The sequence below is a fragment of the Pseudomonas entomophila genome (assembly GCF_029193575.1).
Classification (GTDB): domain Bacteria; phylum Pseudomonadota; class Gammaproteobacteria; order Pseudomonadales; family Pseudomonadaceae; genus Aquipseudomonas; species Aquipseudomonas entomophila_G.
This window is the reverse complement of sequence record NZ_JARGCS010000061.1, coordinates 14,975-40,896: the sequence shown is the minus strand read 5'-3', so window position 1 is coordinate 40,896 and position 25,922 is coordinate 14,975. Positions and strand designations below refer to the sequence as shown.

The 25,922-nt window shown below is 66.1% G+C and carries 14 protein-coding genes and 1 other RNA gene; 10 read left to right on the top strand and 5 right to left on the bottom strand.

Annotated elements, in window-relative coordinates:
* Positions 1-302 precede the first annotated feature (302 nt).
* Together P0Y43_RS26860 and P0Y43_RS26855 are read left to right on the top strand one after the other, a co-directional pair.
* Positions 303-1,061 carry a GntR family transcriptional regulator gene (locus P0Y43_RS26860; protein WP_275640292.1) on the top strand — a complete coding sequence of 253 codons (759 nt, stop codon included), beginning with the start codon at positions 303-305 and terminating at the stop codon, positions 1,059-1,061.
* Positions 1,062-1,175: 114 nt separating this feature from the next.
* A complete protein-coding gene (locus tag P0Y43_RS26855) occupies positions 1,176-6,062 on the top strand; it encodes a hypothetical protein (RefSeq protein WP_275640291.1) in 4,887 nt (1,628 codons plus the stop codon).
* A 3-nt stretch (positions 6,063-6,065) separates the two neighbouring features.
* On the opposite strand, the gene guaD is transcribed toward P0Y43_RS26855, so the two are convergent.
* From guaD to xdhA, 4 genes are all read right to left on the bottom strand, one after another.
* Complete coding sequence (guaD, locus tag P0Y43_RS26850; protein WP_275640290.1) at positions 6,066-7,370, bottom strand: guanine deaminase; 1,305 nt, start codon at positions 7,368-7,370, stop codon at positions 6,066-6,068.
* A 10-nt stretch (positions 7,371-7,380) separates the two neighbouring features.
* Positions 7,381-8,226, bottom strand: a complete 846-nt coding sequence (gene xdhC, locus P0Y43_RS26845) for a xanthine dehydrogenase accessory protein XdhC (RefSeq protein ID WP_275640289.1) — start codon at positions 8,224-8,226, stop codon at positions 7,381-7,383.
* A 108-nt stretch (positions 8,227-8,334) separates the two neighbouring features.
* Positions 8,335-10,734, bottom strand: coding sequence for a xanthine dehydrogenase molybdopterin binding subunit (xdhB, locus tag P0Y43_RS26840; protein WP_275640288.1), 2,400 nt, complete (start codon positions 10,732-10,734; stop codon positions 8,335-8,337).
* Entirely contained in the window at positions 10,727-12,181 is a 1,455-nt protein-coding gene (gene xdhA, locus P0Y43_RS26835; RefSeq protein WP_275640287.1) for a xanthine dehydrogenase small subunit, read from the bottom strand. Before xdhA ends, xdhB begins: the two co-directional genes overlap by 8 nt.
* A 269-nt stretch (positions 12,182-12,450) precedes the next feature.
* Here xdhA and P0Y43_RS26830 point away from each other — a divergent pair, with 269 nt between their 5' ends.
* The 7 genes from P0Y43_RS26830 to P0Y43_RS26800 all read left to right on the top strand — a co-directional run bounded on the left by P0Y43_RS26830 (position 12,451) and on the right by P0Y43_RS26800 (position 22,934).
* Entirely contained in the window at positions 12,451-13,110 is a 660-nt protein-coding gene (locus tag P0Y43_RS26830) for a GntR family transcriptional regulator (RefSeq protein WP_275640286.1), read from the top strand.
* A gap of 3 nt (positions 13,111-13,113) precedes the next feature.
* On the top strand, positions 13,114-16,602 hold the full coding sequence (gene smc, locus P0Y43_RS26825) for a chromosome segregation protein SMC (RefSeq protein ID WP_275640285.1): 3,489 nt from the start codon (positions 13,114-13,116) through the stop codon (positions 16,600-16,602).
* A 206-nt stretch (positions 16,603-16,808) separates the two neighbouring features.
* Complete coding sequence (gene zipA, locus P0Y43_RS26820) at positions 16,809-17,687, top strand: cell division protein ZipA (RefSeq protein WP_275640284.1); 879 nt, start codon at positions 16,809-16,811, stop codon at positions 17,685-17,687.
* A gap of 145 nt (positions 17,688-17,832) precedes the next feature.
* A complete protein-coding gene (gene ligA / locus P0Y43_RS26815) occupies positions 17,833-20,163 on the top strand; it encodes an NAD-dependent DNA ligase LigA (RefSeq protein ID WP_275640283.1) in 2,331 nt (776 codons plus the stop codon).
* Between the two features lie 211 nt (positions 20,164-20,374).
* Positions 20,375-20,471, top strand: an RNA gene (gene ffs, locus P0Y43_RS26810) — signal recognition particle sRNA small type.
* A 129-nt stretch (positions 20,472-20,600) separates the two neighbouring features.
* Positions 20,601-21,002 (top strand): hypothetical protein, encoded by a 402-nt coding sequence (locus P0Y43_RS26805; protein ID WP_275640282.1) that lies wholly within the window; start codon positions 20,601-20,603, stop codon positions 21,000-21,002.
* A 6-nt stretch (positions 21,003-21,008) separates the two neighbouring features.
* Positions 21,009-22,934, top strand: coding sequence for a hypothetical protein (locus P0Y43_RS26800; protein WP_275640281.1), 1,926 nt, complete (start codon positions 21,009-21,011; stop codon positions 22,932-22,934).
* 6 nt (positions 22,935-22,940) lie between these two features.
* Here the strand turns inward: P0Y43_RS26800 and P0Y43_RS26795 are convergent, their stop codons facing one another.
* Complete coding sequence (locus tag P0Y43_RS26795; RefSeq protein WP_275640280.1) at positions 22,941-23,696, bottom strand: substrate-binding periplasmic protein; 756 nt, start codon at positions 23,694-23,696, stop codon at positions 22,941-22,943.
* Between the two features lie 129 nt (positions 23,697-23,825).
* On the opposite strand from P0Y43_RS26795, the gene dnaX reads away from it, so the two are divergent.
* Positions 23,826-25,892 (top strand): DNA polymerase III subunit gamma/tau, encoded by a 2,067-nt coding sequence (gene dnaX, locus P0Y43_RS26790; protein WP_275640279.1) that lies wholly within the window; start codon positions 23,826-23,828, stop codon positions 25,890-25,892.
* Positions 25,893-25,922: the final 30 nt, after the last annotated feature.

Genomic DNA, 25,922 nt, shown 5'->3' with positions numbered 1-25,922 from the left:
ATGCACTTGGGGGCTCCGCGAGGGGGTTGGCAGACGTCTGACCAGTTTGTTGACTTATGGGTCAAGAAGTTGCTCGCTGGATTATGCTTTTGTGTACAAAGAATGCAAATAATGTTTTATCTTTTGTGCGCACAATCCCCGGCTCGGTAGCTATATGGGAAAAGGCCACCTGCAGAAACGGCTCAGCCTGTGTACAATGCGCCGATACCTTGGTCCCTTTTTTCCACCAGGACTTGCCAGCGCCCCTCTGACAGGTATTACAGTCAAGGTCCGACTGGCCGATCCCTTGCGCTCGAGAGCCCATGAACGAACAGCTGCAACCTCTGAAGAAACCTGCGCGCAACGGCAAGGCCGGGCGCAGCGGTACCCAGGACGATATCGTCTACGCGCATATTTTCGAGGCGATTCTCGAACAGCGCCTCGCGCCGGGCACCAAGTTGAGCGAGGAAGCGCTGGGCGAGATCTTTGGCGTCAGCCGCACCATCATCCGCCGCGCCTTGTCGCGCCTGGCCCATGAAAGCGTGGTGCTGCTGCGGCCCAACCGTGGCGCCGTGGTGGCCAGCCCGACGGTCGAAGAAGCGCGCCAGGTGTTCTTCTCCCGGCGCATGGTCGAGCGCGCCATCACCGAGCTTGCGGTGCAGCACGCCACCGCCGAGCAACTCAACGAACTGCGCCAGATGGTCCGCGAGGAACGCGACAGTTTCTCCCGTGGCGACCGCGGCGCGGGCATCCGCCTCTCCGGCGAATTCCATCTCAAGCTCGCCGAAGCCGCAGGCAATGCGCCGCTGGTGAGCTTCCAGCGCAGCCTGGTGTCGCAGACTTCGCTGATCATCGCCCAATACGAAAGCGGCAACCGCTCGCACTGCTCCTACGACGAGCACATGCAGCTGATCGACGCCATCGAGGCGCGTGATGCCGGGCAGGCGGTGGAGCTGATGATGCATCACATGGACCACATCGACAGCAAGCTGAACCTGGACGAGGAGAGCGCTTCGGACGACCTGCATGCAGTGTTCTCCCACCTGTTGCAGAAAAAGCCCAAGGCTTCGGCGAAGGGTTGATCGTTTGCCAGGTCGACACGCGACATGTCCTCCCCGCAGGGTGTTAGATAACTAACGCCCGTCCGCTTTACGTCTCTCTATCTTCCACGGCTCTTCACCAAAGGAGCCGTCAGCATGAATTCACTCGATCGCCTGATCGAAGTACTCCCGACGAGCCAGCGCCCCGAGCAGTCGACAGTGTCGCCTGAGCTCGGGCAGGCCAACTATCAATTGCAGTGCGTGCTCGCAGCGTGCGCCGAGCCGATCGCTTGCCTCAACCAACTGGCCGTTGCCCTGGACGTAGCGGCGCAGTCGGACGACCAATGGCTTCAGGCCTTGCCCAGCGAATTTCGTAACCGTAGCCAGGCCATTGCCCAAGGGCTGGAGCACTGGCGCCAGGCCGTGGCCAGCGCCAGTGCACAGCAAGCTGACGACTACGCAGACCTGCTCGACCTGGGCAGCCAGCCATCGCGCTACCCACGGCAATTGCTCGAGCAACGCCGCAACGCCCTGCTGCAACGGCTGTTCGACCGTTTCGGCCAGGGCGTGCCGAGCGCCACGCTGTTAGCGCCTTGGCGGACGTTGCTCTCGGGCCGGCAGGGCGCGTGGAAACGCGTTCAGGAAATCCTGCTCGGCGAGCAGGCGGGTTGGCGCGCATCCGTGGCCAGGCTGCGTGAGGCCACACTCGACGCAATGCGGGCGGAAGCAGGCCTGCAAGCGGAAGAGGGCCTGCTGGCGGTGGGACATGCTCAGCGCCTGCTGGCGCCAGAGGCTGCGCCGTCCAGGCTTTGGTTGGCAGCCCAGGTGGGCGAGCAAACGCTGCCGGGGGTATGGGTATTGACCGAGCGGCAGGCCTGGTCGTCCGGCCGTCGTGATATCCCGCTGTTGTTGTGGGTGCAGGGCGAAGGGGGAGGGATGGCATGCCTTGACGACAGGCAACGGCTGAGCGATCGCCTGGCCTTCACCCTGCGCGAAGGGGGGCTGCCGGCCGCCCTGGCATTGCCGGACGAGGACCGCGAACTGCAGTGGCTGCCAGCCGAGGAAGGGCTGGAGGGGTTGTGGGATGCAATGCTTTCCTATTGGCAGGGCGATTCCGCCGACGAAACCGCCGAAGCCCGTGAGCGCCACCTGATGCTGGCGCGCGCTGCGCTGGCCATCCCCGGTGACACCTGCCGCCAGGCAGCGCTGGCGCTGGCCGAGCGGCAGTGGCAAGCCGATGCGCTGATTGAGCACATGCCGACGTGGATACTGTCGCGCAGCGACGCCGAACGCATTGCCTATGCGCACATGCTGCGCGATTACCATGCCGCCGCACTCGCCCTGGAGTGCCACCTGCGTGCTGAAGTGCCGCTGTTTCCGGTGTGGGCAGGCAGGCTGCTCAAGGCGCGTATTTTCGAGGACCTTGCGATCGAAGTGGGCATCGACGAGATTCTGCTATGGCGCCCCGATCATTCGCTGGACTTCTCGCTCCCGTACCTGCCCAGCACCGTCTCGGAGGTCGCCTGCGAAAGTTTCGACCCGCGCAACGACGATGAATACACCCGGCTGGATCGTGCGCGATGGCATGTGCAAGGTATCGACCATGACTACCTTGCCCAGGTATTGCCCGACCTCGACCCGCTCAGGCGTTACGAAGAGAAGCTGCGCAAGGAATTCGACCCGGGACAGGCAGGCGACCCTGAGCGGCTGCGCCAGCCGTTTCTGCTAGAACTGAAATTGCTGGCCACCACCGAACGCTGGCGCGCTCACCTGAGCGAGCAAGGTGCCCGGATGCTCGAACAGGCCGCCGAGGCACCGTCGAGGCAGGCGCTGGAGGAGGCTGGGCTGCGCTTGCACTGGGTGCTGGTGCATTCGACCCAGGAACTGGGGCAGACGGTCGAGGGCGCGGCGGCGTTGGTCAATGACGACGGTCACGCGCTGATCTACCTGCCTGGGGCCATGGCGTCGGTGCGCCTGATCGAGCGAGAAAGCCTCGAGGAAGCCGTGGCCTACCTGGCCTCTTGCATTCGCAGCATGCCGCAACTGGCCCTCTACATCGCCCAGCGTTGCAGTGACGAGCCGAGCGTCTTGCTCGGCTACCTGCACCAGGCGGCGTTGCGCAACTACACCGGCTACCTCAGGACGGTCCCCTGCCTCGACCAGACCCTGGTAGGCCTGCAACTGGCCGGGCGATGCAACTTGATGGTGGCCCAGGCCCGCGAAGAAGGGCGCAGCCAGGCGGGTATTCGCAAGAGCAACGTGCACGCCAGCCACCTGCGACATGTGGGCTACCTGTGGCTCGCGCTCGGGGTGATCCCTGGGCTGGGGACCTGGCAGAGCGTGATGGCGATCCATGATGGGGCCCTGGAGGTGGCCGAGTCCTGGCGCACGGGTGACAGCATCCAGATGATCCGTGGAACCTTGAGCGTGGCCATGGGCGTCATCGACATCTTCCTCACGGCCCTCCCGGTGGGGGCGTCGCTCTCGACCCTGCGCCGTGTAGTGCGCCAGGTGGTGCAGCAACGCGCGGCGCGCCAGCCGTGGCGGGGCTATGCCAGCGGACAACTGCTCGACGGTGCCGAGCCGTTGGGTGGCATGGACGCGAACACCTGGCGCCAGCACGGCAGGCAGTACATCTGGCAGGACGGGCTGGCCTACGAGGTCTATCGGCGCAGCGATGAGGCCACCCTGCGCCTGCGTGCCACGGCCGCGCGGTTGTATGAAGCGCCGGTACGCCAGGAGGGCGCGCGTTGGGTGATGCATGCCGAAGTCGGTCTGCGCGGTGGGGGTGGCAAGCTCACCGAAGCCGAACGGCTGTTCGCCGACTGGGGGCCGCGCAGCCAGCATCCGCCCCTGAGGAACACCACGCGGGTACAGGCGCTGGCCCGGGGACGACGGGAGCTGGCACGGTACGATTTGCGTGATAACCAGCAGCAAGTCGAGTTCGCCTACTCGTTCCTGCAGGATGGCGTAGCGCCAGGGTGGTCTACCCAATACCTGCGCGAGGGCGCGCACCTGCGGCCGGTGCCGGTGGGCGACAGTTGGCAGGCGGTGCGCTGGAATCTCAGCCAGGGCGATGGGATCTCGACACTAAGTGACGGTCGGGTCTACGTCACCTTCGCCGGCGCGAGGCAAGTGCGCTTGCCTGGCGTGCGCTTGGACGGGCACTACTACCCCATCCTGGAGGGCATGCAGCCTCGCAACGTCGCTTATGTGCGCCCGAATGCTGCGATGCCGGGCACGCTCGCCGAGCTCGATGCGTTGATCGAGCGCGGCGCAGGGCCTGTGCGCATCGCCCTTGGCGACACCCCCGTGGATACGCCCAGGGTCCTGGGAGGCTTCACCGAGACCTTCCAGCAACGCCTGGCCGCCCGTTTCCCATCGTTGAGCCAGAGCAGCCGCCGTGCGCTTGGCGAGACCCTTTACCGGCGTGCCGATACTGCCGGGCAGTCGCTCACCGACACACGCCTCATACGCTTGCAAGAGCGCTTGGCCGATCCCCATTTGGAGCCGCTGCAGGAAATGACCGCGATAGCCGTGCATGCGCACGTGCGGCACCTGGCCATAGAGGCCCAGGATGGGCCTTTGCGGCAATTGTGCTGGTATTTGCAGCCACACGAGCACCGAGCGTTGCGTGATGCCATGGGCAGCCTCGACCCCGAACCGTTGACCAGCGCACTGCGCAGCGTGGTGACAGCGCGTGGCTACCAAGTGCTGGAGGCCGCTGGCACGGGCCAGAGCCAGTTGATGGTGTTGCGCAGGCGCGGCTTGCCCGAGGTTTATGTGCTGGTGCAGGCGCATACCCTGGGGCAGGTATCGTTGCAGGATGCCAATGGCATGCTGTTGTTGAGCGACCCCTGGCTGGACACGCTGATCGCCACCGTCACGGACCTGCGCTTGGCCGCCCTGCTGCGCAATGCCCGACGCCAAGGGGTGTTGCACCCGATTCTGGGGGGTGTGCAGTTGGAGGGCCAGCGTCGCGGGCTGCTGCTGTGGGAGCGGGTGAACATTGCCGCGGGCGACCACGCACCCTTGCCGAACCTGAGGAACTGGCGCCACGAACTACGCCCCCTGGGCGCCAGTGACATCGAGCTGGGCGCGGGCACGGGCCTGTACGGTGTGCAGGGCCAGGCCAGCGTGCGGGGCGCGCTCGTCAGCAGGCAGTTCCTGCCGGTATTTCCCGCCGAGCCTGGCAGCCAGGTGCTGCTCAGTCGTTCTTCGAGCCTGAGCAGTGCCTTGAGCTTCGATGACCTGGAGCGCTGCCTGCGTGAGCGCTTCAATGAGCAGCCTTGGCTCGTGGCGAGGGACAGTGGCGGCTGGGCCGTGCGCCGTCCGTTGTTCACTGCGCCGCTGGACAGCCAGGTGAGTGGCGCACGCACCGGCCTGACCCGGCAAAGCGCCTTGAACGCGGCGCGACACGTCTTCGAGCGGGCCCAGGGCAGTGACCACGAGCGCCTGCTTTACCTCGAGAACGTGAGTGGCGGTTGGGCGTATGGCAGCCGTCCGGTCGATGAACTCGCCGACCCCCTGCTGTTGCTTCGCGAGCAAACCCCCGCCGGGTTGGACAGCGGTGCGGCGTGGCGCCTGCCACTGATGGTGGATGAGGCCACCGCGACACCGTCGCTGTATTACCTGAGGGCCGCCGGCAGCCACAGCCAGAACCTGCTGGCGGCGGTCAGCGGTGCGCGCATGCGTCATCTTGCGCTGAACCTGGTCGATGACATGCTGGTGCAGTATGGCCTGACCCAGCGCCACCGCGCCGGCAGCGTGGTGTTGTACCACCAGGCTGCGAGCGAACGCAGCTACCTGGTGGCGATGGCGACCAGCGAGCAAGCGGGGGTCGAGTTCGCGCTCCAGGAAGGCCGCGCGCTGCTGTCCGACGCCTGGCTGCAACACTGGCGCCAGCAGTTGCCGACGGAGGCCGAGCAACTGCTGCAGCAGTCGCAGGCGCGTGGCCGGCTGGTGCGCCTGGTAGCCGTTCTGCGTCTGGAGCAGGGGCCTCACGCGGGCGAGGTCGCGGTGTTGCGACTGGCCTACTTCTGACGCTCAGCGCTGGTGTACGCGTCGACCGGCCGCATAGGTTTCGCGCACGGTCCGGTCGTCGCCCAGGGTGGTGAGCACGAACAGGGTTTCCTCGATGCTGTTGGATTGCTGGAGACGGTAGTCCAGCAGCGGCGTGGCCTTGTAGTCGAGCACCACGAAATCGGCATCGTTGCCCGGGCGCAGGCTGCCGATGCGGTCGTCCAGGCGCAGTGCGCGGGCGCCGCCGAGGGTGGCCAGGTACAGCGATTTGTATGGGTGCAGGCGCGCGCCTTGCAGCTGCATCACCTTGTAGGCTTCGTTCAAGGTGTTGAGCAGCGAGAAGCTGGTGCCGGCCCCCACGTCGGTGCCCAGGCCCACATTGACCTTGAAGCGCTCGGCCTGGGGCAGGTTGAACAGGCCGCTGCCGAGGAACAGGTTGGAGGTCGGGCAGAACGCGATAGCAGAGCCTGTGTCCGACAGGCGCTGGCATTCCTCGTCGCACAGGTGTACGCCATGGGCGAACACCGAGCGCTCGCCGAGCAGTTCGAAGTGGTCGTAGACGTCCAGGTAGCCCTTGCGCTCGGGGAACAGGTCCTTGACCCAGTCGATCTCCTTGAGGTTCTCCGACAGGTGCGTGTGCAGGTACACGCCTGGGTGCTCCTTGAGCAGTTGCCCGGCCAGCGCCAGTTGCTCGGGGGTGCTGGTGGGGGCGAAGCGTGGGGTCACCGCGTAGTGCAGGCGGCCCTTGCCGTGCCAGCGCTCGATCAGTTGTTTGCTTTGGCTGTAGCTGGTCTCGGCGGTATCGGTCAGGTAGTCGGGGGCATTGCGGTCCATCATCACCTTGCCGGCGATCAGGCGCAGGTCCAGGCGCTCGGCCTCCTCGAACAGCGCGTTGACCGACTCGGGGTGCACGCTGCCGAATACCAGCGCGGTGGTGGTGCCGTTACGCAGCAGTTCCCCGAGGAAGATCTTTGCGACCTTGTCGGCATGGGCCTTGTCGGCGAACTGCTGTTCGCAGGGGAAGGTGTAGGTGTTCAGCCAATCCAGCAGTTGCTCGCCGTACGAGCCGATCATGCCGGTCTGTGGGAAGTGGATGTGGGTGTCGATGAAGCCGGGGGTGATCAGCGCGTCCTGGTAGTGGACCACCTCGATGTCGGCGGCCAGGGTCGGCAACAGCTCGCTGGCATGGCCGAGGGCGCTGATGCGGCCCTCGTCGATCACCAGCAGGCCGTCCTCGTAGTATTCATGGGAGGCTTGCAGGCCGACTTCGGCCGGGTCGGCGATGCTGTGCAGGAGGGCGGCGCGGTAGGCTTTGCGGGTTGTGCTCATGTAGGGCTCGTCAGATAGCTTGGCTGCGCCGGGAGGGCGGCAGCAACTGGGCAATGGGGCCGGCGTTGACGGCAGCGTCATGCTGGCCGAAGCAGGCGTTGTAGGTGGCGATGATTTCCGCGGCGATCGACACGGCGATCTCGATCGGCAGCTTGCCCTTGACCTCGGCCAGGCCCATCGGGCAGCGCATGCGCGCCAGCAGCGCATCGTCATAGCCACGCTCGCGCAGGCGGTGCTCGAACTTCACGCGCTTGGTCTTCGAGCCGATCAGGCCGAACCAGGTGAAGTCGTTGCGTTTCAGGATCGCGGCGCTGAGTTCAAGGTCCAGCTGATGGTTGTGGGTCATGACGATGCAGTAGCTGCCGGCGGGCAGTTCGGCGACTTCGTCGACCGGCTCTTCGTTGACCACCTGGGTCACCCCCTCGGGGATCACCTGCGGGAATTCCTGCTCGCGCGAATCGATCCAGCGCACCCGGCAGGGCAGCGCGGCGAGCAAGGGTACCAGAGCGCGGCCGACGTGGCCTGCGCCGAACACGGCGATTTGCGCCTGCACCGCGGCCATCGGTTCGAACAGCAGCACGGTGGCGCCGCCGCAGCACTGGCCGAGGCTGGCGCCGAGGCTGAAGCGCTCCAGGTGCGGCGTGCCGCGTTGTTCCGCGAGCATCTGCCGGGCGATGTGCAGCGCCTTGTATTCCAGGTGCCCTCCGCCGATGGTGTCGAACAGGCCGGTGGCGCTGACCACCATCTTCGAGCCGGCGTTGCGCGGGGTCGAGCCGCGCTCCTCGATGATGGTCACCAGCACGCAGGCTTCGCCACGGGCTTGGTGGTCGGCGAGGGCGTTGATCCATTGGTGCATGATTCAACCTCTCCAGGTCTTGCTGCTGACCTTGCAGGAGGGGCTTGTCCCGCGATTGCGATGGTGGCTTCACATCGCGGGGCGAGCCCCCTCCCACAGGGGGCGGCGTCAGTGGGTTACCGGTTCCGGGCGTGTTTCGGCGGGCTGTGCGGTGGCCACGGCCTGGCGCATCTGCTCGCAGCCCCACAGCACCCGTTCCGGTGTGGACGGCGCGTCGATGTTCGGCTGCACGCGGTAGTCGGCAAGGCTCGCCACCGCGTCCTTGATCGCGCACCACGCCGCGATGCCGAGCATGAACGGCGGCTCGCCCACGGCCTTGGAGTGGAACACCGTGTCTTCCGGGTTCTTGCGGTTCTCCACCAGCCTCACCCGCAGGTCGATCGGCATGTCGGCGACCGCCGGGATCTTGTAGCTGGCCGGGCCGTTGGTCATCAGCTTGCCCTTGGCGTTCCACACCAGTTCCTCGGTGGTCAGCCAGCCCATGCCCTGGATGAAGCCGCCTTCCACCTGGCCGATGTCGATGGCCGGGTTCAGCGAGTCACCCACGTCGTGCAGGATGTCGGCGCGCAGCATCTTGTACTCGCCGGTCAGGGTATCGACGATCACCTCCACGCAAGCGGCACCGAAGGCGAAGTAGTAGAACGGCCGGCCACGCGCCTGGCTGCGGTCGTAGAAGATCTTCGGCGTGCGGTAGAAACCGGTGCTCGACAGCGATACCTGGGCGAAGTAGGCCTGCTGCACCAGTTGCTCGAAGCTGACGATCTCATCGCGAACGCGCACGTGACCGTTGCGGAACTCCACGTCTTCTTCGGTGACCTTGTACTGGCGCGCGGCGAACTCGGTCAGGCGTTTCTTGAGGATCTCGGCGGCGTTCTGCGCGGCCTTGCCATTCAGGTCGGCGCCACTGGAGGCGGCGGTCGGCGAGGTGTTGGGCACTTTGTCGGTGTTGGTGGCGGTGATCTGGATGCGGCTGAAATCCACCTGGAAAATCTCGGCCACCACCTGCGCCACCTTGGTGTTCAGGCCCTGGCCCATCTCGGTGCCGCCATGGTTCAGGTGAATGCTGCCGTCGGTGTAGATGTGGATCAACGCACCGGCCTGGTTGAGGAAGGTGGCGGTGAACGAGATGCCGAACTTCACCGGCGTCAGCGCCAGGCCTTTCTTCAGCACCGGGCTGTGCTCGTTGAAGTGACGGATCGACTTGCGCCGCTCGGCGTAGTCGCTGCTGGCTTCGAGCTCGGCGGTCATCTCCTCGAGCATGTTGTGCTCGACGGTCTGGTAGTAGTGGGTGACGTTGCGTTCGGTCTTGCCGTAGTAGTTGGCCTTGCGCACCGCCAGCGGGTCGCGCCCCAGGTGGCGGGCGATGTGGTCCATCACCTGTTCGATGGCGACCATGCCCTGCGGGCCGCCGAAGCCGCGGTAGGCGGTGTTGGAGGCGGTGTTGGTCTTGCAGCGGTGGCCGTGCACCGTGGCGTCGCCCAGGTAGTAGGCGTTGTCGGAGTGGAACATGGCGCGGTCGACGATCGAGCCGGAAAGGTCTGGCGAATAGCCGCAGTTGCCGGCCAGATCGAACTCGATGCCGTGCAGCCGACCGTTGTCGTCGAAGCCGACGTCGTACTCGACGTAGAACGGGTGACGCTTGCCGGTCATGGTCATGTCTTCGACGCGCGGCAGGCGCATCTTGGTCGGCTGGCCGGTCAGGCGCGCGATCACCGCGCACAGGCAGGCGGGGCTCGCAGCCTGGGTTTCCTTGCCGCCGAAACCGCCGCCCATGCGGCGCATGTCCAGCACCACCTTGTTCATCGGCACGTCCAGCACCTCGGCCACCAGCTTCTGCACCTCGGTGGGGTTCTGGGTGGAGCAGTAGACGATCATGCCGCCGTCCTCGGTGGGCATCACCGAGGAGATTTGCGTCTCCAGGTAGAAGTGTTCCTGGCCGCCGATGTGCAGGGTGCCTTGCAGGCGGTGCGGGGCACTGGCCAGCGCGGCGGCCGAGTCGCCGCGCTGGTGGGTGTGGCTGTCGAGCACGAAGTGCTTTTTACGCAGCGCTTCGACCACGTCCAGCACGGGCTCCAGGTCTTCGTACTCGACGATCGCCGCCATCGCCGCACGGCGCGCGGTTTCCAGGTCGCGGGCGGCCACGGCGAGCACCGGCTGGCCGAAGAACTCGACCTTGTCGATGGCCAGCAACGGGTCGCCGGCGACCACTGGGCCGATGTCCTTCAGGCCGGGGATGTCTTCGTGGGTGATGGCGATGCGCACGCCCTCGAACGTGTAGCACGGGGCGGTGTCGATGCGCAGGATGCGCGCGTGCGCGCGGTCCGAGGTGCGGGCATAGACGTGCAACTGGTTGGGGAATTCCAGGCGGTCGTCGATGTACACCGCCTCGCCCGAGACGTGCTTGTCGGCGCTGTCGTGCTTGACGCTGCGGCCGACCCCGGTGGTCAGGTCCTGGCGGAACAGTTCGGCCATCTCGGCCTGGCTCTTGACGGCGTGATGGTTAGACATAGGCGGTCACCCGGGTTTCGATGTACGGCGATTGCAGTTCGATGAAGTACTTGCGCAGCAGGTTCTGCGCGGTCAGCAGACGGTATTCCTTGCTGGCGCGGAAGTCCGACAGCGGGGTGAAGTCCTCGGCCAGGGCCTGGCAAGCGCGCTCCACGGTCGCCTGGCTCCAAGGCTTGCCCAGCAGTGCCGCTTCACAGGCGCGGGCGCGCTTGGGGATCGCCGCCATGCCGCCGAAGGCGATGCGCACGCCGCTGACCACGCCGTCCTCGATGCTCAGGTTGAAGGCGCCGCACACCGCCGAGATGTCGTCGTCCAGGCGCTTGGAGACCTTGTAGGCCCGGAATGCCCAATCCTGGCGGGCGCGCGGCACGATGATCTTCTCGATGAACTCGCTGTCCTGGCGCGCGGTGATGCGGTAATCGATGAAGTAATCCTCCAGCGCCAAGGTGCGCTGGCGCTGGCCCTGGCGCAGGACGATCTGCGCGTCCAGGGCGATCAGCAAGGGCGGTGAGTCGCCGATCGGCGAGGCGTTGCCGATGTTGCCGCCCAAGGTGCCCTGGTTGCGGATCTGCAGCGAGGCGAAGCGGTGCAGCAGGTCGCCGAAGTCGGGGTATTCCTCGTTGAGCGCGCCGTAGCAGTCGGTGAGCGGGGTGGCGGCACCGATCTCCAGGTGGCTGGCGGTCTTGTCGATGCGCTTGAGTGCGGCCACGTGGCCGACGTAGATCATCACCGGCAGGGTCTTGTGGAACTGGGTGACCTCCAATGCAAGGTCGGTGCCGCCGGCCAGCAGGCGCGCCTCGGGGTGCGAGCTGTACAGGTCGGCCAGATCCGCCACGGTCAGTGGCACCAGGCAGCGCTTGTCGCCGCTGTTGAGCTCGCCGGTTTGCTGCGGGGCGATGGCCTTGAGGCGGGCGATGGTCTGTGCCTGCTGGGCGTCGAACTGGTCGCGGCAGGGGCGGGCGCAGCTTTGCTCGGCGGCATCGAGGATCGGCCGGTAGCCGGTGCAGCGGCACAGGTTGCCGGCCAGGGCCTCCTGGGCCTGGTGCAGGTCGTGGCCGGCGCTGTTCTTCTGCAGGGCGAACAGCGACATGACGAAGCCTGGGGTGCAGAAGCCGCACTGCGAGCCATGGCAGTCGGCCATCGCGCGCTGCACGCTGTGCAACTCGCCCTGGTGCTTGAGGCCTTCGACGCTGATCAACTGCTTGCCGTGCAGGGCGCAAACGAAGGTCAGGCAGGCGTTGAGGCTGCGGTAGCGCAGGGTGTCGGCGCCCTGGTCGTCTTGGGTCAGCTCGCCGACGACCACGGTGCACGCGCCGCAGTCGCCGCTGGCGCAGCCTTCCTTGGTGCCGGGTTTGCCCAGGTGCTCGCGCAGGTATTGCAGCACCGTCATGTTCGGGTCCAGGGCGTGCTCGCTGCGCAGCTCCTGGTTGACGAGAAACTGGATCACGGGGGTGGGCCTCGCAAGGGTTTTATTGTTGTTGGGCGGACTCTAAGCAAGGGCTGACCTTCAGGTCAATATTTTTCTGACTCAAAGGTCAAGATTTAGCCCGTGCCACGACTTCACCGCCCAAACGTGCCTTGTTACAAGCATAGATCGCGCCGGCCAGGGCGCCTGACCGGCGGGTCGCACAAAGCCGCTCGGCGCTATGCGCGGGCAGTGGGCAAGTGCGCTACAATCGCGCCTTTGTGCTTCGTTCTCGATTCTGAAGGAAAACCATGACGTTCAAGGCGCCGGACAGCCTCTCCGAGCAGATTGCCCACTACCTGGCCGAGCGGATCATTCGCGGCGAACTGGCGCCGGGCGAGCGCATCCAGGAGCAGAAGGTCACCCAGGCGCTGAATGTCAGCCGCGGCTCGGTGCGTGAGGCGCTGCTGATCCTCGAACGTCGCCACCTGGTGGCTATCTTGCCGCGCCGTGGCGCCCACGTGACCGAACTGGACGAGCACAGTGCACGCAGCCTCTGCAGCCTGATGGCCGAGTTGTACATCCTGCTGGGCAACGCGGTTGCCCAACGCTGGCGCGGCGATGCCGACCTGCGCCCGTTCCTGGACATCCAGCAGCGCCTGCAACAGGCCCGCAACGCCCAGGACATCAAGGCCTTCGTTGCCGAGAGCTTCGCGGTGATGCGTGCCGCGTATCCGTTCGCCGACAACCCCTACCTTCAGGAAACGGTCGAGAATCTTCAGCCGGCCATGAGTCGCGCCTACTACCTGGCCCTGGACCAGCGCCAGGCCAGCATGGACGACTACCTGGAACTGTTCGCCCGCCTGCTCGAGGGCGTGGTCGCCCGTGACCTGGCGCGCATCCGCGAAGTGCTGGTCGCCTATTGCCAGCGCAGTTGCGAGCTGGTGCTGGCCGCGTTGGCGCAGGCCTGACCGATGCGCCTCAAGTGCATTCGTCTGGCTGGGTTCAAGTCGTTCGTCGACCCCACCACGGTCAACTTCCCCAGCAACATGGCGGCAGTGGTCGGGCCCAACGGCTGCGGCAAGTCCAACATCATCGACGCGGTGCGCTGGGTGATGGGCGAGAGTTCGGCGAAGAACCTGCGCGGCGAGTCGATGACCGACGTCATCTTCAATGGCTCGTCGGGGCGCAAGCCGGTGAGCCAGGCGAGCATCGAGCTGGTGTTCGACAACAGCGACAACACCCTGGTCGGTGAGTACGCCGCCTACGCCGAAATCTCCATCCGCCGCAAGGTCACCCGCGACGCGCAGAACACCTATTACCTGAACGGCGCCAAGTGCCGTCGACGCGACATTACCGACATCTTCCTCGGCACGGGCCTGGGGCCACGCAGCTACTCGATCATCGAGCAGGGCATGATCTCCAAGCTGATCGAAGCCAAGCCCGAGGAGCTGCGCAATTTCATCGAGGAAGCGGCGGGCATCTCCAAGTACAAGGAGCGCCGCCGCGAGACCGAGAACCGCATCCGCCGCACCCACGAGAACCTGGCGCGCCTGACCGACCTGCGCGAGGAGCTGGAGCGCCAGCTCGAGCGCCTGCACCGCCAGGCCCAGGCCGCCGAGAAGTACAAGGAATACAAGGCCCAGGAGCGCCAGCTCAAGGCGCGCCTGTCGGCCCTGCGCTGGCGCGCCCTGGACGAGCGCGTGCGCCAGCGCGAGACGATCATCGGCGACCAGGAGGTGGCCTTCGAGGCGCTGGTGGCCGAGCAGCGCAACGCCGATGCCAGCATCGAGCGCCTGCGCGATGGCCATCACGAGCTGTCCGAACGATTCAACCAGGTGCAGGGGCGCTTCTACTCGGTGGCTGGCGACATCGCCCGGGTCGAGCAGAGCATCCAGCATGGCCAGCAGCGCCTGCGCCAGTTGCAGGACGACCTCAAGGAAGCCGAGCGCACGCGCCTGGAGACCGAATCGCACCTTGGCCACGACCGCACCTTGCTGGCGACCCTCGGTGAAGAATTGGCGATGCTCGAGCCCGAGCAGGAGATGACCCTGGCCGCCGCCGAGGAGGCCGCCGCTGCCCTTGAGGAGGCCGAGCTGGGCATGCACGGCTGGCAGGAGCAGTGGGACGGCTTCAATACCCGCTCCGCCGAGCCCCGCCGCCAGGCTGAGGTCCAGCAGGCGCGCTTGCAGCAGTTGGAAAGCAGCCTGGAGCGCCTGGCCGAGCGCCAGCGCAAGCTGGGCGAGGAGAGCGAGCAGTTGGGCGCAGACCCGCAGGATGCGGCGATGCTCGAACTGGCCGAGCAGGTCGCCAGCAGCGAGATGCTCCTTGAAGACCTGCACCTGCAGGAGCAGCAGGTGGTCGAGCGCCTGGAGGCTTTGCGCGAGCAATTGCAGCAGACGACCCACGCCCAGCAACAGGCGCAGGGCGAGTTACAGCGCCTCGGCGGCCGCTTGGCTTCGCTGGAAGCCTTGCAGCAAGCGGCCCTGGAGCCGGGCGCCGGGGCCGGCGAATGGCTGCGTGGCCAAGGGCTGGAGCAGCGCCCACGGCTGGCCGAAGGGCTGCGCGTCGAGCCGGGCTGGGAACTGGCGGTGGAAACCGTGCTTGGCGCCGATTTGCAAGCCGTGCTGGTGGATGACTTCGCCAGCCTGGATTTCACCGCGCTGGAGCAGGGCGAGTTGCGCCTGCTGCTGGCCGCTGGCGAAGACGCGCGGTTGCCCGGCAGCCTGCTCGACAAGGTCGAGGGACGCACCGACCTTGCGCCCTGGCTGGGCCAGGTGCGCCCCGTCGACAGCCTCGAGCAGGCGCTGGCGCAACGCGCGTCACTGGCCGAGGGGCAGAGCCTGGTCAGCCGTGACGGCTACTGGGTCGGCCGGCATTTCCTGCGGGTCAGCCGCGGTGGCGAGTCCCAGGGCGGCGTGTTGGCCCGCGGCCAGGAGATCGAGCGCCTGGGCCAGGAGCAGCGCGAAGGCGAGGCACGGTTGCAGCAGTTGCAGGCGCAACTCCAGGCCCAGCGCGAACAGCAGCAGGAGCAGGAGGAGCAGCGCGAGCAACTGCGTCGTCGCAGCCAGGACGAAAACCGTCAGCTCGGTGAGTACAAGGCCAGCCTCTCGGCCAGCCGTGCCCGCGCCGAGCAGCTGGAACTGCGTCGCCGCCGCTTGCACGAAGAGCTCGCCGAGCTTCAGGAGCAACGCGCCCTGGAGCACGAGCAACTGGGCGAATCGCGCCTGCTGTTGCAGGACGCCCTGGAATTGATGGCCCAGGACACCGAGCAACGCGAGCAGTTGATGGCCCGCCGCGACACCCTGCGCGAGGGCCTTGACCGCATCCGCCAGGAAGCCCGCCAGCACAAGGACCACGCCCACCAGTTGGCCGTGCGCCTGGGGTCGCTGCGCGCCCAGCACGACTCCACCCGCCAGGCTCTGGAGCGCCTCGAACAGCAGGCTGCGCGCCTGAGCGAGCGTCAGGAGCAGTTGAGCCTGAACCTGGAGGAGGGCGAGGCGCCGCTGGAGGAGTTGCGCCTGAAGCTGGAAGAATTGCTCGAGCGGCGCATGAGCGTCGACGAGGAGATGCGCCAGGCGCGCCTGCACATGGACGATGCCGACCGCCAGTTGCGCGACGCCGAGAAGCGCCGTACCCAGGCCGAGCAGCAGTCGCAATTGCTGCGTGGCCAGTTGGAGCAGTCGCGCCTGGAGTCCCAAGGGCTGGACGTGCGCCGCAAGACCCTGCAGGAGCAACTGCTGGCCGACGGCTACGACTTGCAAGGCGTGCTCGCCACCCTGGAGGCCGAGGCCAGTGAGCAGGGCACCGAACAGGAGCTGGAGCAGATCGAGGCACGCATCCAGCGCCTGGGCGCGATCAACCTGGCCGCCATCGAGGAGTACGAACAGCAGTCCGAGCGCAAGCGCTACCTCGACGCCCAGGACGCCGACCTGGTCGAGGCACTGGAGACGCTGGAGAATGTTATCCGCAAGATCGACAAGGAAACCCGCAACCGCTTCAAGGATACCTTTGATCAGATAAATGCCGGTTTGCAGGCGCTTTTTCCGAAAGTTTTCGGTGGCGGCAGCGCTTATCTGGAACTGACGGGCGAAGATCTACTCGATACAGGGGTGACGATCATGGCGCGCCCACCGGGCAAGAAGAACAGCACCATCCATCTGTTGTCCGGTGGCGAGAAAGCGTTGACCGCCCTCGCTCTGGTGTTCGCCATCTTCAAACTCAACCCCGCACCGTTCTGCATGCTCGACGAAGTCGATGCGCCGCTGGACGATGCCAACGTCGGGCGTTACGCCCGGCTGGTGAAGGAAATGAGCGAAACCGTGCAGTTCATCTATATCACGCATAACAAGATTGCCATGGAAATGGCCGATCAGTTGATGGGCGTTACCATGCATGAGCCGGGCTGTTCACGTCTTGTTGCAGTTGACGTCGAGGAGGCGATGGCCATGGTGGACGCCTGATGAAGGAAGATAAAGCAAGATCTGTGGGCAATTGCTCCCTTGCATGTGCGACAGACGGTGTAAAGTTGTCGAATGTCGTGCTAGCTTAATGTCACTTGTTTTTTTGCGTGGGTAAAACGCCTGTCAGAACATAGAGTTGGCGCCACGTGTTAAAGGGCTTTGAACCCTTTGTTTTCAAGCATATTTTTATAGAGGCACGGGATTACATGGAAATCGGTCTGCGCGAGTGGCTGATCGTCATCGGCATCATTGTCATCGCCGGTATTCTTTTCGACGGCTGGCGCCGCATGCGCGGCGGCAAGGGCAAGTTGAAATTCCGTCTGGACCGCAGCTATTCCAACCTGCCGGACGACGAAGGCAGCGCCGAGGTGCTTGGCCCGGCGCGCGTATTGGAAACCCAGAAAGAACCCGAGCTGGATGAAAGCGACCTGCCGTCGCTGAGCGCCCCGGCGCGTGAGCGCGAGCGCGAAGCCAAACCGGCCAAGGCCTCCAAGCGCGGCAAGCGCAACAGCGAACCGCAGCAGGGTGACCTGAACCTGGCTGCCGAGCCGCGCGAGCCCGACCTGTTCGCCGACGCCGATGACGACTACGCCGACGAGCAACGCAGCAGCGGTTTCGCGGCCACCAGCAACGCCGCCAAGGAGCTGCCGCCGGTGGAAGAGGTGCTGGTGATCAGCGTCATCTCCCGTGATGAGGGTGGCTTCAAGGGGCCTGCGTTGCTGCAGAACATCCTCGAGAGCGGCCTGCGCTTCGGCGAGATGGACATCTTCCATCGTCACGAGAGCATGGCCGGCCACGGCGAGGTGCTGTTCTCCATGGCCAACGCGGTCAAGCCTGGCGTGTTCGACCTGGACGACATCGACCACTTCAGCACGCGCGCGGTGAGCTTCTTCCTCGGTCTGCCTGGCCCGCGTCACCCGAAGCAGGCCTTCGACGTGATGGTCGCCGCTGCGCGCAAGTTGGCCCACGAGCTCAATGGCGAGCTCAAGGATGACCAGCGCAGCGTGCTCACCGCCCAGACCATCGAGCATTACCGTCAGCGCATCGTCGAGTTCGAGCGCCGTGCGCTGACCCAGAAACGCTGATTGACCGTGTGGGCGCGTTGCCCACCCTGATTCAAGTGAAAGAGCAGCCTTGAGGGCGATGCTGTCAGGCCGGGGATAGGGTGTTGCCTGTTCCGGCCCGCAGCCCCCCAAGGCTGCTCTTTTGCGTTGCAAGAGAAGACCGCCGATGAACGCCGAAAACCGCATCCACGCACTGCGTGCCGAACTCGACCAGCACAACTACCGCTACTACGTGCTCGACGAGCCCAGTGTGCCCGACGCCGAATATGACCGCCTGTTCAATGAACTCAAGGCGCTGGAGGCCGAGCACCCGCACCTGGTTACCCCGGACTCCCCCACCCAGCGCGTCGGCGGTGAGGCCCTGGCGGCGTTCAGCCAGGTGCGCCACGAAGTCCCCATGCTCAGCCTGGGCAACGCCTTCGAGGAAAACGACCTGCGCGAATTCGACCGCCGCGTGGTCGAGGGCCTGGACCAGCCGATGGCCGTCGACTACAGCTGCGAGCCCAAGCTCGATGGCCTGGCCGTCAGCCTGCTGTACCGCGACGGTCTGCTGGTGCAGGGCGCCACCCGCGGCGACGGCACCACCGGCGAAGACATCAGCACCAACGTGCGCACCGTGCGCAACATTCCGCTGAAGCTCCAGGGCAAGGGCTGGCCCGCCGTACTGGAAGTGCGCGGCGAGGTGTACATGAGCAAGGCCGGTTTCGAGAGGCTCAATGCCGCCCAGGCCGAAAGTGGCGGCAAGACCTTCGCCAACCCGCGCAACGCCGCCGCCGGCAGTCTGCGCCAGCTCGATTCGAAGATCACCGCCAGCCGCCCGCTGGAATTCTGCTGCTACGGCCTGGGCCAGGTGTCGGAGGCCGTCGACGACACCCACATCGGCATCCTCGAGAAACTCAAGGCCTGGGGCCTGCCCATCAGCCGCGAGCTCAAGCACGCCGCCGGGGTCGAGGAGTGCCTGGCCTACTACCGCGACATCGGCGCACGGCGCAACGGCCTGGCCTACGAGATCGACGGCGTGGTGTTCAAGGTCAACAGTCTGGCGGCGCAGCGCGAGCTGGGTTTCCGCGCCCGCGAACCGCGCTGGGCGATCGCCCATAAGTTTCCAGCCATGGAAGAGCTCACCGAAGTGCTCGACGTGGAGTTCCAGGTGGGCCGCACGGGCGCCGTGACCCCTGTGGCGCGCCTGAAGCCGGTCAAGGTGGCCGGGGTCACCGTGTCCAATGCCACCCTGCATAACATGGACGAGATCGCCCGCCTGGGCCTGATGATTGGCGACAGCGTGATCATCCGCCGCGCCGGCGACGTGATCCCGCAGGTCATGCAGGTGGTCGTCGAGCGCCGCCCCGACGATGCCCGTCCGGTCGCGGTGCCCAGCGCCTGCCCGGTGTGCGGTTCGCAGGTCGAGCGCACCCAGTTGGTCAAGCGCAGCAAGGGCAAGGAGACCACCAGCGAAGGCGCGGTGTACCGCTGCGTTGGCCGTTTGAGCTGCGCTGCGCAGCTCAAGCAGGCGATCATCCACTACGTGTCGCGCCGGGCCATGGACATCGACGGCTTGGGTGAAAAGAGCGTCGAGCAGTTGGTGGACGAGGGGTTGATCCGCTCCCCGGCCGATTTGTACAACCTCAAGTTCGAGCAGATCGTCGACCTTGAAGGCTTCGCCGAGGTGTCCAGCAACAAGCTGCTGGAGGCCATCCAGGCCAGCAAGCGCCCGAGCCTGGCGCGCTTCATCTTCGCCCTGGGCATCCCTGATGTCGGCGAGGAGACCGCCAAGGTGCTGGCCCGTTCGCTCGGTAGCCTGGCGCGGGTGCAGGTGGCCTTGCCGCAGGTGCTGACCTACCTGCCGGACATTGGCCTGGAAGTCGCCCACGAGATCCACAACTTCTTCGAGGACGCGCACAACCGCGAGGTCATCCAGCAACTGCTCGACAGTGGCATACAGCTACAGGACGAAGGCGGACTGGCCGCCGAGTTCGCCGCCAGCACCACCTTGGCCGGGATGATCGCCAAGCTCGACATCGCCTCGGTCGGCCCAACCGGCGCCGAGAAGCTGGTGGACAAGCTGGGCACCCTGGACAAGATCATCGCCGCCGACGGCATCGACTTGCGCCAGGCATTGAACACCAAGCAGGCCGAGGCGGTGCGCGAGTTCTTCCGCGACGAAGCCAACCAGCGCTTGGCCCGCGACATCGAGGCGCAGCTGCTGGCATTCGGCATGCACTGGCGCAGCGAGAAGAAGGCCGCCGAAGGGCTGCCACTGGCGGGGCAAACCTGGGTGCTGACCGGCACCCTGGAGCGCATGAGCCGGGATGTCGCCAAGGAGAAGCTGGAAAGCCTGGGGGCCAAGGTGGCCGGCTCGGTGTCGGGTAAGACCCACTGCGTGGTGGCCGGCCCTGGGGCAGGGTCGAAGCTGGCCAAGGCCAGTGAGCTGGGGGTCGAGGTGATGGATGAGGACGCGTTCGTCGGCTTCCTCGGTGGTCACGGGATCGTGGTCTGAGCGGATGGCGTCATCGCGGCAAGCCCGTTCCCACAGGCGCTCCGGCGCCCTTCAGGACGGCGCTGCCCCCTGTAGGAGCGGGCTCGCTCCGCGATGAGGCCCCCCAAGTCCTTGAGAAATGATGCTTTTTTCTCACCCAAAGGTTGTAACTTGGCCCCGGCACTGTACAATGGCGCGGCTCGTCACCTGACGAGTTCTGTCGTGGTGGCCCCATCGGTCCCCCCGCATTGATTACCCGTTTACCTGGTCAGGTCCGGAAGGAAGCAGCCAAGGCGGGGACATTGAGTGCCGGGGTGTGGCTGGTGGGGCCGCCTCCATTTCTGGCGTCCGCCAAGCGTTTTTCCTTCCGCTCACCCTCACCGATCTGCGCATTTTCCGCGCGGCGGCTTATCATGCAGTCCATCCCGTCCGTTCATGCAGGCCCGGAGGTAACGACCTTGGATCAGGTTGACGATCACACCCGACAACGCATTCGCGACTGGCAGGCCCGCCGCCTGGAAATCAAGGACCTCATGGCCGCCCACCCCGAGCGCGTGCTGGAGTTGTCCAAGGTGCTCGATGCGATGGAGGAAGAGCATGAGCGTATCCTCGGCGAGGCCGTCTCGGTAGAGGCCACCATCGAGGCGCCGGCCGACGGCCTGGACTTTCGCCTGAGCCTCTCGGCGCGCAACGCCCAGGACCTGCGCAAGCTGCTGGAAATGGCCTTGCATGAACTGGACGGCGCCTTGGCGGCCGACGCCCAGGCCGAAGAAGATGGCCCGCGCGTCTATCCAGGTGGCATGTCCGGGAGCCTGGGCGCTTACGCCTATGAACTTGAATCGAACGTGCCACGGCACTGACCGCCCATGCAGCCTGAACACTACGACTTTTCCAGCTCGGTGTTTCTCCCGGTCAGCCACGAGACCTGCCAGGCGTTGCTCGACGACGCGTCCCTTCTCGACAGCTTGAGCGATGCGCAACTGGCCGCGGTGCTGGTGGTCCAGAACCTGGCCCAGGCCCGCGAGCAGGTGCTCGACCCCGGCGCGGCCGAGAAGGTGCTGGCCAAGCTGCTGGCTTGGGCGGTCGGCAAGGGGCTGCAGGCCGAGGCGCGGCGCCTGTTCGATGCGCGCAAACTGTATTTCGGCCTGGAGGTCATCAAGGGTTCGCGCCTGCAACTGTTGAGTGCCGAAGAGGTGGCCGCCGCCGACTACCTGCTGGCGGACGGCACCTGGGACACCCAGTTCAGGGTGCGCCGCCATCATGCCCACAACCCCTTCAGCCAGCAGACGCAAACCGGCTTCGACAAGGAGCGCTGGCTGACCCGCGAGCAGGACAAGCTGTTGCGGGTGCTGCGCGCCAACCCCGACGAAGACCTGCACGTGCAGGGCTATGCCGGTATCGGCAAGAGCTACCTGCTGGGTGCGCTGATGGACAGCTTGCCGCGTGGCCGTGTGCTGCCACTGGCGCGCACGCCGGCCAAGCTGGAAACCTTGCGTCGACGCATCGGCAGCGACGCTGGCAAGGCCGGCCGCACCTTCGGCGCCTTCGCCCGCGAGCTGCTCGAGGGCCCGCACCGCCAACCGAACCGCGCCGCGCCAAGGTTGCCGGGCAAGGGGGCGGTGGCCGAGACCCTGGGCATCGTCGGGTTCCGCCAGTACGGCGCGGAAAAGACCCTGGACATCTGCCTGGAACTGCTCGCCAGCTACTGCGAGTCGCGTGACCATAGCCTGTCGGCCTGGCATCTGCCGCACTTCGAGCAGCCGCTGTCGCGTGTCGACGGGCAGGTGCTGGTCGAATACGCCAGCCGCCTCTGGACCTGGCTGCAGGCCAACCCCGCCTGGGACCGTCACACCGGCTTCCCGGCGTTGCTGCTGCTCAAGCGGGCCTGCCTGGCCGGGTGCAGCGTGCCGGCGCGCTACAGCCATGTGATCGTCGACGAAAGCCAGGACATGCCTGGCCCGTTGCTGCAGATCATCGAGCGTGGCCGTCAGGTGCTGATCACCCTGGGTGACGAATACCAGCGCGCCAAGGGGCCCGGCCCGCGCCGTCAGCGCCAGGTGCGTCAGCGCGACATCGCCCTGTCGGTGCGCTGCGGGCCGAAGGTCGAGCGGCTGATCAATCCGCTGATCGGCGTGCACTCGCAGAAGTCCAAGATCGCCTTCGAAGGCGCCGGCAGCGTGGATGTCGGCATCGAGCACTACCCGCTCGACTTCGTCCCGCCGGAAGGTTGCGTGGTGCTCACGGCAACGCCTTGGGACTCGATGAAATGGGCCCTGCAGCTGGCTGGCAACGCTTGTGCCTTTGGCTTTCCTGACAACCCGGACATGCTGCGCTTCATGCTCACCGCGGTGCAGTTGTTCCGCGCCGACTTCTACGGCGCGGGCGACAGCGGGCCTGATGCCCACCCGTACTTCGCGCACACCGTCGACTGGCGGCAGGTGCGCGAGGCCAACCGCTTCGACGAGGCCTTCCTGTGGGTCGAGGCGCGCTTGCAGGAGGGCCTCAAGGTCGCCGATCTCAACGGCCTCGGTGCGCGCCTCGGCAATGCGCCGGGCAGTCTGCTGCTGATGGTCGCCGAGGATGCCGGCGGGCTGGAGTTCGACCAGGTGCTGCTCACCGCCGAGTTGATGAGCCTGGGCAAGTTCAAGGACGCCTATGCGTTCGACAGCCGGGTCTGTGCGGTGTACATCGCGCTGTCACGGGCGCGTCGACAGCTTTACCTGCCGTACGCGGTGGATGAATGGGTGGCGTACCACAAGGGCCAGCAGTTCCGCGAAAGCCACGGTTATTGAGGTGAGCTAGGGCAGGGCGCTGGTGTTGCGGGGGTTGGTGTAGCGCTCGACGATACGCTCGATCTCGCCGGACTGCTTGAGTCGCAGCAGCGCGCGCAGCACGCCCTGGGCGGGTATTGACGGGTCGTTGCGCACCATGCAGCCAAGGTCCTGCTCCTCCAGCACGGTCAGCGGGCGCAGGCGTTGCTCGCTCGGCAGTTGGCGGTTGAACCACTGCAGCGACAATTGGTTGCTCACGGCCAGGCGATAGCGTCCGGCCAGCAGCTTCTGCAGGGCCAATTGCTGGTTGCGGCTGTCTTCGCGGCGCAGGTGGCCGTCGGCGAGCAGCGGTTGCAGGGTCGGGTAGGCATAGCCGAGCACGGTGCCGACGGCTTGCGGCGGCAGTTGTTGCAGACCGCCAGGCACGCTTTCACCGGGGCGGCCGACCAGCAGGTCGCGCTGGCGGATCAACGGCACGCTCCAGATGAACTCGCCAGGCCGGTCATTGAGCCAGTTGGTGGCGACATAACAGCGCACGTCGATATCGCCGTCGGCCATGGCCTGCTCCAGGCGCAGGCGAGCCATCACGTGGTATTGCGGGGTGATGCCGGCCTCGCGGGCCAGGGTCTCGATCAGCTCGAAGAGGATGCCTTCGACCGGCGCCTCGCCTTCGGTGCGCATCAGCGGCATGCTCCAGCTTTCGGCGACGGAAAAGCGCAACACCGGCTGCGCTGCCAGGCTGTGGCTGGTCCACAACAACAGGATGGCGAGAAGTCGCCGCACGTCTGTCCTCCTTGGATGTTACTGCGCGTGCCTGACCCTTAGCTTAGCCAAGTTGCGCAGGGTGCAATTTTGCCCCCGCTCCGCTAGCATTAGCGATCTTCCGCTCGATCAGGCTACGATGGTTTTTTGATGAGTTATCAGGTTCTTGCACGAAAATGGCGCCCGCGCTCGTTCCGCGAAATGGTCGGCCAGACCCATGTGCTCAAGGCTTTGATCAACGCCCTGGACAACCAGCGCCTGCATCACGCCTACCTGTTCACCGGCACCCGCGGGGTCGGCAAGACTACCATCGCGCGGATCATCGCCAAATGCCTGAACTGTGAAACAGGTATCACCTCCACGCCATGTGGTACCTGTTCGGTGTGTCGGGAGATCGACGAGGGCCGATTCGTCGACCTGATCGAGATCGACGCCGCCAGCCGGACCAAGGTCGAGGACACCCGCGAACTGCTCGACAACGTGCAGTACGCCCCCAGCCGCGGGCGCTTCAAGGTCTACCTGATCGACGAAGTGCACATGCTCTCCACGCACTCGTTCAACGCCTTGCTCAAGACGCTGGAAGAGCCACCGCCCTACGTCAAGTTCATCCTCGCCACCACCGACCCGCAGAAGCTGCCAGCGACCATCCTGTCGCGCTGCTTGCAATTCTCGCTGAAGAACATGAGCCCGGAGCGGGTCGTCGAGCACCTGAGCCACGTGCTGGGCGCCGAGAACGTGCCGTTCGAGGAAGACGCCCTGTGGCTGCTCGGCCGCGCCGCCGACGGTTCCATGCGCGATGCCATGAGCCTGACCGACCAGGCCATCGCCTTTGGCGAGGGCAAGGTGCTGGCGGCCGATGTGCGCGCGATGCTTGGCACCCTCGATCACGGCCAGGTCTACGGCGTGTTGCAGGCCCTGCTCGAAGGCGATGCCCGGGCGCTGCTGGAAGCGGTGCGCGACTTGGCCGAACAAGGGCCGGACTGGAACGGCGTGCTGTCGGAAATGCTCAACGTGCTGCACCGCGTGGCCATCGCCCAGGCGCTGCCCGAAGCGGTCGACAACGGCCACGGTGATCGCGATCGGGTGCTGGCGCTGGCTGGCGCGCTGCCGGCCGAGGATGTGCAGTTCTATTACCAGATGGGCTTGATCGGCCGACGCGACCTGCCCCTGGCGCCGGACCCGCGCGGTGGCTTCGAGATGGTCCTGCTGCGCATGCTGGCGTTCCGTCCGGCCGATGCCGACGATGCGCCGAAGCCGGTACTAAAGCCGGTGGGGATCAGCCAGGCCACAGCTGATCCTGCCAGGCCGGTGGCAGCGACGGCGCCGGCTGTCGTGCCAGCCGTCGCCGCGACGCCGGTGGTCGAGGCGCCGGCCGAAGTTGAAACGCCGGTGCAAGCGCCCGAGCCGGAGCCCGAGGTGGCCGCACCTGCGCCTATGCCCGAACCTGAGCCTGAAGTGCTCGCAGCCGCGCCTGAGCCGACGGTGGAAGAGGCGGTCATCGACCTGCCCTGGGAGGCACCCGCCGCGCCGGTCGCCGTTGCGCCCGCACCTGTCGCCGCCGCGCCGCAAAACACCCCGCAGCCCGAGCCCCAGGGTGGCATGCCGGACTACGACGAGCCGCCGTTCGACCCCTCGGCGTACGGTGCGGTGGCCATGGACCGCGACGACGACATTCCGCCGGACGAGGACTACTACGCACCAGAGGCCGACCCTGCGGGCTTCAGCTACCTGGACGAGTTGGCTGAGCACGTGCACGAGGCAGAGCCCGCGCCGGCACCCGAGCCGCTGCCCGCAGCCCAGCCGGCCACCGGCCTGGCACTGCAATGGCTGGAATTATTCCCACAGTTGCCTGTCTCCGGTATGACAGGCAACATCGCCGCGAACTGTACGTTGATCGCCGTCGATGGCGACCAATGGCTGCTGCACCTGGACCCAGGGCAAGGCGCGTTGTTCAACTCGACCCAGCAGCGCCGCCTGAACGAGGCGCTCAACCAGCACCTGGGGCGTACCCTGCAGCTGAAGATCGAGCTGGTCCGCCCGGAGCAGGAAACCCCGGCCCAGGCCGCCGCGCGCAAGCGCGCCGAGCGCCAGCGCGAGGCCGAGGTGTCGATCGAGCAGGACCCGCTGATCCAGCAGATGGTCCGCCAGTTCGGCGCGACCGTGCGGCACGATACTATTGAACCTGTAGAGAGCGCCCTGGCCAGCCAGGGCCAATGACGGATAACCATGCGCCCGGCATCGCGCCGG

Excerpts from the sequence above, each read along its gene's own strand:
- P0Y43_RS26860 (WP_275640292.1), top strand. The coding sequence starts at position 303 with ATGAACGAACAGCTGCAACCTCTGAAGAAACCTGCGCGCAACGGCAAG.
- P0Y43_RS26855 (WP_275640291.1), top strand. The coding sequence starts at position 1,176 with ATGAATTCACTCGATCGCCTGATCGAAGTACTCCCGACGAGCCAGCGC.
- guaD (WP_275640290.1), bottom strand. The coding sequence starts at position 7,370 with ATGAGCACAACCCGCAAAGCCTACCGCGCCGCCCTCCTGCACAGCATC.
- xdhC (WP_275640289.1), bottom strand. The coding sequence starts at position 8,226 with ATGCACCAATGGATCAACGCCCTCGCCGACCACCAAGCCCGTGGCGAA.
- xdhB (WP_275640288.1), bottom strand. The coding sequence starts at position 10,734 with ATGTCTAACCATCACGCCGTCAAGAGCCAGGCCGAGATGGCCGAACTG.
- P0Y43_RS26830 (WP_275640286.1), top strand. The coding sequence starts at position 12,451 with ATGACGTTCAAGGCGCCGGACAGCCTCTCCGAGCAGATTGCCCACTAC.
- smc (WP_275640285.1), top strand. The coding sequence starts at position 13,114 with ATGCGCCTCAAGTGCATTCGTCTGGCTGGGTTCAAGTCGTTCGTCGAC.
- zipA (WP_275640284.1), top strand. The coding sequence starts at position 16,809 with ATGGAAATCGGTCTGCGCGAGTGGCTGATCGTCATCGGCATCATTGTC.
- ligA (WP_275640283.1), top strand. The coding sequence starts at position 17,833 with ATGAACGCCGAAAACCGCATCCACGCACTGCGTGCCGAACTCGACCAG.
- P0Y43_RS26800 (WP_275640281.1), top strand. The coding sequence starts at position 21,009 with ATGCAGCCTGAACACTACGACTTTTCCAGCTCGGTGTTTCTCCCGGTC.
- dnaX (WP_275640279.1), top strand. The coding sequence starts at position 23,826 with ATGAGTTATCAGGTTCTTGCACGAAAATGGCGCCCGCGCTCGTTCCGC.